This window comes from Pseudomonas sp. GM48, from assembly GCF_000282335.1.
GTDB lineage: Bacteria > Pseudomonadota > Gammaproteobacteria > Pseudomonadales > Pseudomonadaceae > Aquipseudomonas.
In genome coordinates this window covers 1-11281 of record NZ_AKJM01000151.1, presented here as the reverse complement: position 1 = coordinate 11281, position 11281 = coordinate 1, and the positions used below count along the sequence as shown (strand labels likewise).

Annotated in this window: 8 protein-coding genes and 1 pseudogene; 1 reads left to right on the top strand and 8 read right to left on the bottom strand. The window is 59.3% G+C overall.

Going from position 1 to position 11281, the window contains the following annotated elements; genetic code table 11:
* The 6 genes and pseudogenes from PMI28_RS31425 to potE form a co-directional block, all read right to left on the bottom strand.
* Positions 1-198: pseudogene (locus tag PMI28_RS31425) on the bottom strand (hypothetical protein); the annotation flags it as partial.
* 535 nt (positions 199-733) lie between these two features.
* Complete coding sequence (locus PMI28_RS31290; protein ID WP_238540717.1) at positions 734-1585, bottom strand: hypothetical protein; 852 nt, start codon at positions 1583-1585, stop codon at positions 734-736.
* Positions 1564-1911 carry a hypothetical protein gene (locus PMI28_RS31285; protein ID WP_238540718.1) on the bottom strand — a complete coding sequence of 116 codons (348 nt, stop codon included), beginning with the start codon at positions 1909-1911 and terminating at the stop codon, positions 1564-1566. The genes PMI28_RS31290 and PMI28_RS31285 overlap by 22 nt, the downstream gene beginning before the upstream one ends.
* A gap of 532 nt (positions 1912-2443) precedes the next feature.
* Positions 2444-3139, bottom strand: coding sequence for a tRNA (adenine(22)-N(1))-methyltransferase (locus PMI28_RS02825; protein WP_338010081.1), 696 nt, complete (start codon positions 3137-3139; stop codon positions 2444-2446).
* Positions 3140-3731: 592 nt separating this feature from the next.
* Positions 3732-4637: an amino acid ABC transporter substrate-binding protein gene (locus PMI28_RS02830; RefSeq protein ID WP_007991835.1), complete on the bottom strand. Its 906-nt coding sequence runs from the start codon at positions 4635-4637 to the stop codon at positions 3732-3734.
* A gap of 48 nt (positions 4638-4685) precedes the next feature.
* Positions 4686-6026: a putrescine-ornithine antiporter gene (potE, locus tag PMI28_RS02835; protein ID WP_007991833.1), complete on the bottom strand. Its 1341-nt coding sequence runs from the start codon at positions 6024-6026 to the stop codon at positions 4686-4688.
* Between the two features lie 696 nt (positions 6027-6722).
* Here potE and PMI28_RS02840 point away from each other — a divergent pair.
* Positions 6723-8060: an MFS transporter gene (locus PMI28_RS02840; protein ID WP_007991832.1), complete on the top strand. Its 1338-nt coding sequence runs from the start codon at positions 6723-6725 to the stop codon at positions 8058-8060.
* 14 nt (positions 8061-8074) lie between these two features.
* On the opposite strand, the gene PMI28_RS02845 is transcribed toward PMI28_RS02840, so the two are convergent.
* Positions 8075-10969 carry a sensor domain-containing phosphodiesterase gene (locus tag PMI28_RS02845; RefSeq protein WP_007991830.1) on the bottom strand — a complete coding sequence of 965 codons (2895 nt, stop codon included), beginning with the start codon at positions 10967-10969 and terminating at the stop codon, positions 8075-8077.
* A gap of 121 nt (positions 10970-11090) precedes the next feature.
* Positions 11091-11281, bottom strand: a 191-nt coding sequence (locus tag PMI28_RS31280) for a hypothetical protein (RefSeq protein WP_238540716.1), incomplete at its 5' end; no start/stop codon positions are given.

Sequence of the window (11281 nt, the reverse complement as noted above, 5' to 3'; positions counted from 1 at the left end):
ACCACCACCACCACCACCACCACCACCACCACCACCACCACCACCACCACCACCACCACCACCACCACCACCACCATCCTTGGCATAGGCACTCGATTCATGGGAAACGGTGTCGGGAACCAAAACAATGGAAGCCGAGAGGACGCCACCGATTGCCAGCGCCAATAATCCTCTCTTGAAAAGCAAGTAAGTGTTCATCGTGCATTCTCCTGGTGATTTACCGCGAGCAGTGCCAACGCAATCAGGTTGCAATCCGGGAGCGGTATGGGAGCAACCCTCGGTTCTACAGTTTCCCTGAGCCATTAGCGTGGGATTTTTTCCCACACTCTGTAAATTAGCCCTATCTGGCTCCGGGTCAACCTGCACATGAGAAAGCCGACCGACGGTTGGGGCGGCGGCAGCGTTCAACGTCGGCGGCACACGAAAAAAAATCACAACGAATACGAAGGCGCGCAGAAGGCAAGAGGCCGTGTTCATGACGAACAGGCCTTGGTCGGGGGTGGAGACTGCTGGAGGGTTGGATTCTGTATAGAAATAAAGGCAGATGGTGATGCGCTGCCTGGAGCCGGCGGTCATCCTCGTTGGTGTTCCGGACCGTACGACACGATATGAAAAAAAGTCGCAAACCCCGCGATTGTTCAGGGTTTGCGACTCATTGCCGATACGTCCTTCAGGCTCCCAGGACGTTTTCAACGGGTATACCTGCCGTATTCATTGCTGAATATGTGCAGGCCTAGTTCCGAACCTCAACCACGTCGATATCCGGGGCGTCCGGAGCGTCCGCGGCATCCTCCGCAGCCTCCCTGGCTGCTTGCGCCTGAGCTTCAGCAGCCTCTCTGGCTACGTCCGCCTTAGCTTCGGCAGCCTCTCTGGCTGCGTCCGCCTGATCTTCGGCTGCCTCTCTGGCGGCTTCGTTCGGCTCTCTGGCTACGTCCGCCCGATCTTCGGCAGCCTCTCTAGCTGCGTCCGCCTGATCCTCGGCTGCCTCTCTGGCGGCTTCGTTCGGCTCTCTGGCTTCATTCGCCTCATCTTTGGCAGCGTTCCTGGCCGCATCAGCAGCTGCCCTGGCAGCATTTCTGGCTGCATCTGCCTCTGCCTTGGCGGCATCCCTGGCTGCATCTGCGGCGGCCCGGGCTGCATCTCTGGCAGCATCTGCGCCCGCTACGCCAGCAGCTTTTGCAGCGTCCCTGGCAGCATCCGCGTCAGCTCTGGCGGCATCTCTCGCTGCATCTGCAGCCGCTCTGGCAGCGTCCCGGGCTGCATCCGCATCATTTCTGGCAGCGTCCCGGGCTGCATCTGCGGCATCGTTGTCGTTATCGTCTTCAGCGTCGTTGTCACGTGCGTTGCCTGGGCCTTTGTTCCCGACCATGCCATGGTCATCGTCGTTGTCACGTGCCTTGCCTGGGCCTTTGTTCCCGGCCATACCATGGTCATCGTCGTTGTCACGTGCCTTGCCTGGGCCTTTGTTCCCTGCCATACCACGGTCATCATCGTTGTCACGTGCCTTGCCCGGGCCTTTGTTCCCTGCCATACCACGGTCATCATCGTTGTCACGTGCCTTGCCTAGGCCTTTGTTCCCTGCCATACCATGGTCAGCGTCGTTGTCACGTGCGTTGCCTGGGCCTTTGTTCCCAGCCATACCATGGTCAGCGTCGCCGCGTCCCTGGCCGCCATGACCACCTGCAGCACCATGATCGCCACCATCTCCATGACCGTTGCCACCGTGACCACCACCGCCGTCACCACCGTGACCACCGCCACCGTTGCCGCCTCCGCCGCCACCATTGCCGCCTCCGCCGCCACCATTGCCGCCTCCGCCGCCACCATGGCCGCCTCCGCCGCCGCCATTGCCGCCTCCGCCGCCACCATGGCCGCCTCCGTCGCCGCCATGACCGCCACCGCCACCGCCATGGCCGCCACCGCCGCCGCTACCGCCATCTTTGGCATACACGCTGGAGAAGCTACCAATGTAATCGGGCACCAGGACCGTCGATGCCGACAGGACTCCGCCAATTGCCACAGCTAATAAACATTTCTTTAACAGCATGATGCACCTCCGCTGGGAGTTGCGTAGTCATCTCCGTATCGAACGCAATGATCAGTGAGTTCCCAGCCGCCTATTGGAGCGGCCAGCCAACTGGCGCGGCCATAAATGTGCAGCATTAACGAGCAACTGCGGTTTCCGCACGGTCCTTCAGAGCCAGTTAGCAACGTTACGTGGGAAATATTCCCACAGCTTTTAGATTAATGCTGTCAGCCCCAGTGTCAACCACCGACTATCAGGACTTTGGCACGCGTTGAGAAAAATCGACCGAATCACGCATCAGCATGGGGAAAAAATCGAACATCGTGCTACCTGGAGGCCAGTCCTGAGGAATGTCTACATATGGACTCCTCCTCGTTGCAAGCCGTTCGGCGACTGTTCGGACGAACCCTGGCGGGCTCAGGCCAACAGTTCGGTGATCCACCGCGCCTGCCGGGCGATGTCTTGTACCTTCTCCTCGGGCACGGCCTGCCGCGACCGGGCGAAGTTGCTCAGGGTCTGCTGTTTCAGGTGCAGCATGCGCTGCCACTTGACCAGGAACGCCGGGCTGCGGGTCCGCATCTGCAGCGGGCCGAAGTACAGCTCCTCGGCCGTGTACAGCACCGGTCCGGCGCGCTCGGCGACAATGATTTCGTAGTCGAAGCGGTTTTCCCGCAGCACTTCCTCGCAGAGGATGCGGTAGCCATTTTCCATCAGCCATTGACGCAGTGGCTGCTCGCCACCGTTGGGCTGCAGGATCAGACATTCCTGGCCGCTCAGGCGCGCCTTGCCGCTGTCGAGGATGTCACGGATTGTTTCGCCGCCCATGCCGCAGATGCTGATTGCCGTGATCCCGTCTCCCGGCTCGATCGCCATCAGGCCGTTGGCCAGGCGCACGCTGATCCGCAGCTCTTGGCCGTTCTCGCGCACGGTGCGTTCGGCCGAGTTAAACGGCGTCATTGCCACCTCACCGGCCACCGCCGCCGCAATGACGCCACGGCGCATCAACGCCACCGGCAAGTAGCCGTGATCCGAGCCGATATCGGCCAGGCGCGCACCTGCTGGCACATGTGCCGCCACGCGCTCCAGACGCATGGACAGTGTCTGTTCGTTCAACTGCAGCCCCTTTTCACCATGAACGTCCGGCACCTTTGGCCGGATCGGGGCGCGATTCTGTCGAGCAACGCCGTAGATTTCAAATTTATGCGACAAGGGCTATTGGCTGGGCACGGTTGCAGGTGCCATAGCGGTGGGTTGTTGAATTGCCATGGCGGCATCCCTCTACAGCATGGCATGCATGATGCCGATGACGACGGTCTCACCGCTCACAAGGCCTTTGGATTGCGCGCGTATCGCCTTGGAAGTACGCTGGCTGGACCTGGCCGGGCAACATCAGTTGACGCGCATCCAGCGCGGCGGTGTACCGCTACCCGCAGGGCCGGGGCCCAGATTGCAACGCCGCGACGGAGATTGGCAGCAACGTACCGTGGGTCGGATTTCCCGTAGCGTTTGCAGTCTCGGGAATCCTGCTGACGGTCTTCGGTTGCTTCATCATGGTCTTCGCGAATTGACACAGACCCGAGCCAATTAAATCACCTGTGGCGAGGGAGCTTGCTCCCGCCGGGGTGCGGAGCGCGCCCCCCAAAAAAGGGACGGCTGCGCAGTCCAGCGGGAGCAAGCTCCCTCGCCACAGGTTTGCTCGATGTCACTAGGGCAATGCATATACCCTGAACAGTTTTCTCACGGTATCGTTGGACCCGCCCAGGTACTGGTCGTATGCCTTTTCTATGGCGCCTGTGTAATAGGCTTCGCTCAAGGCCGTATCAACCAGCAAACGGAAGTCTTCGTCGTTACGATCCACGATCATCGCCACCGGCGAGTACTCGAAGATGCGGTCCAGGACCATCAGGTTCCCGGCCGCGCCCTCCTTCGTGATTTCGTTTCGCAACAGCATGCGTTCTGAGAAGAAGGCATCGGCCTTGCCCTCGGCGACCAGTTTGACGCCCTCGTCGATGTTGGCCACGGTTACCAGCGAGGCGATCACGTTGAGCAGGCGCATCCGTTCACGAATCCAGTCTTCGGTCACGCCCCCCTCGAGGGTCGCGTAAGTGTGGTTGGCCAGACCATTGTTGATGCTGGCACGCCAGGTCGGGCCGGTATTGGCAACCTTGCCATTGAGCACATTGAGCAACGGTTCGGCGGCATTCTTGCGCACCACGACCGAGAGGCCGGCGGTGTAGATCGGTATGGAGTAGCTGATCATCTTGCGCCGTTCCAGGGTGGGCGGTGTCGGCGTGCAGAGGATATCGACTTTACCCTGGCTCACGGCGTTGACCTCGTCCGAAATCTTGACAGGCAGGTAGTGCACTTGCAGGTCGGGCAGGCCCAACTCGCTCTTGAGCTTGTCGGCGACCTTCAAGCACAGGTCGATGGCATAACCGCTGGCCTTGTCGCCTTCCTGCTTGCTGAAGGGCGCCAGGTCTGGCAAGTAGCCCAGGGTAAAGATGTGGCTGCTGCGCACGCGCTCAAGGGTGTTGGCTCCAGCTATCAGCGGCAGCGTCGAAAGCGCGATGGCAAGCAGCAATCTGGTGGTTTTGGCAAATGGTACGTTCATGTCCGGTTTCCCCGTATGCAGATGTCTGTGCAGTCCTGATAGCCACGCCTAAGGATTACCGGCCCTGGCATGGCTGGCTGGTGATACGTCGGCGAAGCGCTTGGCGAGGAACCCATAGAGCAAGTAGCCAACAGCGAGTACCAGGGTGCCGCCCATCACTGCGTCCTTGCCGCAGGCATACAGGGCGTACAAGGAGTACGTTACGGCAATCAGCAATACCACCACGTTACGCGTGCGAATCGCCGACGAGACCCCGGCCTTGTGCATGATCACCAGCAGACCGGTCAGCGCAGTGATATAGGGGATCAGGTTGGTTACCGCTGCCAGGCTGACCAGCTTGCTGAACTGGGCGGCGGCATCGGGTGAAATGGTCGACAAGGCCATGAGGGTTTGCAGTACACCGCAGACAATCATGCCGACGACGGGCGCATTCATCGAGTTGACCTTGCTGAACAGCTTGAGGAACAGGTCCTGGTCAGCCGTCATCTTGGCAGTTTGCGCCAGGGTAAATTGCCAGCCCAGCAGCGAGCCGATACAAGCCATGACCGCCAGGGCCATGACGATATGGCCGACCATCGGACTGAATATCGTGGCGTAGACCAGCGCGAAGGGTGCCGTGGACTTGGCCAGGTCAGCATTGGGGATGATGCCCTGGATGACGGTGGTCGACAGCACATAGACCACGGCTGCACCCAACGTGCCGAACAGGCAGGCCAATGGCACGTTGCGCTTGGGGTTTTCCACGGCATCGGTGGCCTGGGCCGCCGATTCCATGCCCAGGAACGCCCACAGGGTCAGGGGTATGGCTTTGCTGATGGCTTCGGAAATCGGCAGGCTGTTCGGGTTCCAGGCAGCGGCCAGCACATCGGGCTTGAACCAGAACCAACCGATGATACTCAGGCCGGCTACCGGAATGATCACCCCCCACACCGTGAACGCGCCGATCTTGCCGGTAATACCAGGCCCCCCGAAGTTGGCGAAGGTGGTCAGCCAGATCAGCGAGATCGTGCCGATGCACAGCGGAATGGCCCCCGTGCCCAGCCAGGGCAAGAAGGCGGTCATATAGCCCACCGCCGAAATGGCCACGGCCACGTTGGCGATGGCCAGGGACAGGAAGTACAGGTACGAGCAGAGGAAAAACCCCGACTTCGCATGGGCTTCTTCGGTGTAGGCGGACAAGCCGCCAGAACGCGGACAGAAGACCCCGCACTGGGCAAAGCAGTAGGCGATGGCCATCGAGCCGATCGCGGTGAAAATCCATGACAGCAGCGACACGGCACCCAACTGGGCCATATTAGTGGGCAACATGATGATACCCGAGCCCATCATGTTGACCGTTACCAGCGTCGTGAGCCCCATCAAACCCATTTTCTTGCTTGAATCAGCCATCGCAAACTCCTTGCCTTTTTCAGAGTTTTGAACCTGGGTCCGGCAACGTGCAGCACGCGGCCGGACAGGGGCTAATGCTTACTGCTTGATCACGTAAACCTTGCAGGTTGAGCGCTGCACAAGATGATGCTGTCGTCATACGGCTGAGTGTTGGTCACGATCAATACCGGGAGCGCTGTGCCAAATCGACGGTTTTTGCCAAAGAACTGGCCGCCCTGGTGGACCGGGCAGGTGAAAGTCGCGTGGCGGACTCGGTGTAGTGTTTGAGCGCATTGAATTTTCAAAGCGTCCATAACCAGAAGTTCTCGGTCGGCTTGACGTTGAAGTTCCTGGGACCTGCATCTTCAGCAGTATGATGTCCCGGGGGCAGAAGCGACTGCCCTATTGGGTATAGTTCATTTTTACTATTTGTTACTTCTTGCCGAGTTTATTTACCGGGCCTCCTGCTTTATGTGGTTCATGGCGCAGTAACCGGAGCGTTTCTGCAAACGGGCCTTTCGGTGCTAGAACAAACATTAGTGTTAATCCAAAGGAACTAATTCTCAGCAAGCACACGTTCCGCCAATCTGGCGCGAATCATGCCTGTTCCAACTGCATGAAGTCGGTACTGACTATGTGGATGACACTTTTGAAGTGAACCGCCTCAGTGCCTGCCCCGATAATCGATAGCTTACTGACGAACAGTCGAGGTCCAGCATGACGAGCGCAACTACAGAGCAAGTCAGCCCTAAAACGCTGAGAAGAGTGATTGTGGCCGCCGGTATCGGCAATTTCGTCGAGTGGTTCGACTTCGCCGTCTATGGCTTTTTGGCCACGACCATCGCCCAGCAATTTTTCCCCAGCGGCGATGCCAGTGCCGCGCTACTCAAGACCTTTGCAGTATTCGCCGTGGCTTTTGCGTTTCGGCCCCTTGGAGGGATTTTCTTCGGCATGCTGGGCGACAGGATCGGCCGCAAGCGAACCCTTGCGATGACGATTCTGCTGATGGCCGGTGCGACGACCTTGATCGGTCTGCTGCCCACTTACGCCGCGATCGGGGTCATGGCGCCGATTCTTCTATCCCTGATCCGTTGCGCCCAAGGCTTTTCCGCCGGGGGAGAATACGCAGGCGCATGTGCCTACCTGATGGAACATGCACCGCGTGATAAACGCGCCTGGTACGGCAGCTTCATTCCCGTGTCGACATTTTCCGCCTTCGCCGCGGCAGCCGTGGTGGCCTACGCACTCGAGGCGTCATTATCGGCCGAAGCGATGGGTAGCTGGGGCTGGCGCCTGCCGTTCCTGATCGCCGCGCCGCTGGGCCTGGTGGGTCTTTACTTGCGCTGGAAGCTCGATGAGACACCGGCATTCCAGGCGGTGACCCAGGAACATGCAGTAGCCCATTCCCCACTCAAGGAAACCTTGCGCAACCATGGTGCGGCTATCTGTTGCCTGGGTGCCTTTGTGTCACTCACGGCACTCTCGTTTTATATGTTCACCACCTACTTCGCTACCTACCTGCAAGTCGCGGGTGGCCTGAGTCGCGCAACAGCGTTGCTGGTGTCGCTGATTGCCTTGCTTTTCGCGGCGGCGATCTGCCCGCTGGCCGGGCTGTATTCGGATCGGGTCGGGCGTCGAGTCACGGTAATGACGGCTTGCGCTCTATTGATTGTCGTGGTGTATCCATCGTTCCTGATGGCCAGCTCCGGCTCGTTCGCAGCGTCCGTCGTCGGCGTCATGCTTCTGGCGATTGGCGCTGTGTTGTGTGGCGTGGTGACGGCAGCCTTGCTCTCGGAAACCTTCCCTACCCGTACTCGATACACCGCATCGGCCATCACCTACAACATGGCGTATACCATTTTCGGCGGCACCGCACCGCTGGTGGCAACGTGGCTGATCAGCACCACCGGTAGCAACTTGTCGCCGGCGTTCTACCTCATCGCGATTGCATTACTCGCGCTGGCGGGTGGGCTGGCATTACCGGAGACTTCAAGGATTTCCCTGCATGACGTTGCGACGCAGGAAAAAGGCGCCGGCGTGAGCGCGGCGGCCTGAAACGTCAACAACCTCTAGCGACTGACCAGCGAACTCGCCAACAAATCCTCCAACCCCATTGGCTTGGCAAAATAGTAACCCTGGGCCTGCCCTGCACCGATTTCGCGCAGCAAGTCCAGGGTCGCTTCATCTTCGACACCTTCGGCCACCACACTCAGGTCCAGCGATTCGGCCATCCGCACAATCGCCCGGACGATCGCGCGACTGCGGGAACTGGTGGTCAGTTCAAGGATGAACGACTTGTCGATTTTCAAGCCGCTGAAACGATATTGATGCACATAGCTCAGGGATGAAAACCCTGCACCGAAGTCATCGAGCACCACCGACATGCCGTTGTCGGCCAGTTGCTGCATGGTCAGTCGGGCAATCGCCGGCTCGGCTACCAGTGCACCTTCGGTCAACTCCAGGCAAATCCGTGACGGCGAGACTCCGTGCCGCGCCAACAGGGCAAGCACCTCACTGGCAAAGTCCGGACGCGTCATGCTGTAGCTCGAGCAATTGACGTGCACCGCGGGCCAATTGGCGTGCCGGGGTTGTGCAAGGATCACTGCGATGCTGGTGAGCATGTAAAGGTCCAGTCGACCGATCAGGCGCAAACCCTCGACATCCGGCAAAAACTCGCCCGGCGCGATCACCCGCCCACCCGGCTGATGCCAGCGGATCAGCGCTTCAAGGGCCAACAGCTCGCCGCTTTCAACGCTGACAATCGGCTGGAAATATGGCAGCAGTTCGTCGGTACGCTTGAGCGCGTTGCGCAAGGCCCCTTCACGCTCGACCTGGTCCGAGACTTCACGGCGCACTTCCTGATTGAACACTGCGTAGCTGTCGCGCCCGGCACTCTTGACCCGGTACATCGCCGCATCGGCATCGCGCAGCAAGTCGGCGGGCTCGTGATGGAACTGACCGTCAGCGCTGACAATACCGATACTGCAGGACGAAAAAACTTCATGGCCATTGATGAAAAACGGCAGGTCAAACGCCACCAGGATCCGTTCGGCGATTTCGATCACCACGTCCAGCGGCGCCTCGGGAGCCAGCACCGAAAACTCATCGCCCCCCAGGCGAGCCAGCATGTCGGAGGCACGCAGACAACCGCGTAGACGGTGGGCGGCCTGCATCAACAGCAAGTCGCCAAAATGGTGACCAAGGCTGTCATTGACCATCTTGAAACGGTCGAGGTCGATAAACATCACCGCCAGGTGCCCGCCTTCGCTGTTGAACCGCGACCAGGCCAGATTGAGACGCTGTTGCAGGTAAGTACGATTCGGTAGCCCGGTCAGCGCATCGTGGGAATTTTCGTGTTGCAACTTGGCATTGGCGTGATCGAGCTCGCGGGTGCGGTCCTGCACACGGGCTTCCAGCTTGAGGTTGGCGACATGGATGGCTTCGGCGGCCGTGCGTCGCGACAACGCGGTGTCAATGTGCCGCGACACAAACGTCAGCAGTTCCTGGTCCCGCTGGGTATATCGCACCTGAGAGGTATAGCTTTGCACCGCAAGCACGCCACGCACCACATCGCCATCGAACAATGGAATGCCCAGCCAGGAGTAGGCTCGGACAGACTCATCAATTTCGATTTCACCCTGCGCAGACAATCGGTCAGCTTCATCGAAGTCGATAAGGCAAGGTCGACGCTGACGGATAACGTACTCCGTCAAGCCTCGGCGCCCACGCCGCGCCACCGGGCATGTTGTCTGCCGCTCATCGATGTAATACGGAAAGGTCACTTCGCTGGTCGCGTCGTCGAACAGTGCAATGTAGAAGTTCTGCGCGAACAACAGATCACCGACGATGCCATGCAAGGATTGAAACAGCTCAGACATCTCACCAGGCTGGCTCGACAGCTCAGCAATCTGGAACAGCGCATTCTGCAGATGTTCGGCGCGTTCCCGGTCTGCCACTTCCTGCCTCAATGCGTCGTTGAGTGCCGAAAGCTCCAGGGTGCGACGCAGCACCGTCCCTTCGAGGTCCTCTCGGTGCAGAATCCGGTCCAGCGCCATCGCCACGTGGCGGGCCACCACCAGAAACAGCGCGCGGTCTTCAGCGCTGTAGGTACGAGAAACGTCGTAGACCTGCATCGCCAGCATGCCAAATACGTCATCCGATGCATTTTTCAACGGTGCGCCCATCCAGAACTCGGGACGATCACCCACGCAGTAGAAACGGCCCTCGGCCTGAGCCGCGAGAATGCCGGCGGCGTCGATCAGCAGCGGCTGGCCAGTGGTCAACACCTGGCCGGTCAACGACAGGCGCGAAGGGTCAAGGTATTCGTAGTTCTCGGACTCCAGGGCATCAACGTCGATGATGTCGACGTAATACGGGTAGTCAATCTTGCCACTGTGCGGGTCATACAGCGCGAGATAGAAGTTCTCGGCATCGATCAGACTGGCTAGCAGCCGGTGAACCCCCACCAGAAACACCGACCGGTCGCGGGTCGAACTGGCCAGGTAAGTAATTTCATACAGCACACGCTGAGTAATCTGCGCACGGGCCAGGGTATTGGTCTGTACTTGAATGCCCAAGTGCCGGGCAAACTCGGCGAGCGCCGTCTGCGCGGTATCGGTGACTGGCGCGAGTAGCCAACCCAGCACACTTTCGCCTTTACCGGTCGGCCAGCGTTGCAAGCACCTGGTTGAGCAAAAGGCATCGAACTGTTCATTTGCAACGCTTGATGGCCAGTGCACCCGTGGGTCGCCTTGCCCGAACAAATGCATTTGCTCACCGGCGCGGTAAACGGCCCACGCGGTGGTATGGCCCCAGTTGCGTGCCGAATCCAGCAATTGCTCGATCGTGTCCTCGTTGCCAGCGTCTGCCATGCCGGCAGTATCCGGGTTCCCTTGCAGTTGGGATGCGACCGCGTCGCAGTCATTCGATTGCCATGGGGAGTCGGTCAATGGACGAAAACTCATCTGTGCTCCCTGAGCCAAAACTGGCGATACTCACTTACTGACCGCTAGCAATGCGCCAGTGAGCTTTCGATTTAGAGCTTATAGAAGTTTTTTTCAATAGTTTTATGCGCTTTATTGCCAACTATGGGACAGACAACAAGTTATTCGCTACCAATTGCCCAGGGCTGCCTTTTCTACGGTGATGTTTTTGAACGCCCTGAAGGGTGAGAGAGCCGCTGCGGCTCAGCGTTTCGCACTGTTCACTTAGAGCCCACGCAGGAACGGCTGAGGCAGTAATTTCGCTTTTCTGCGGGCAAAACAAAACCCCAACTG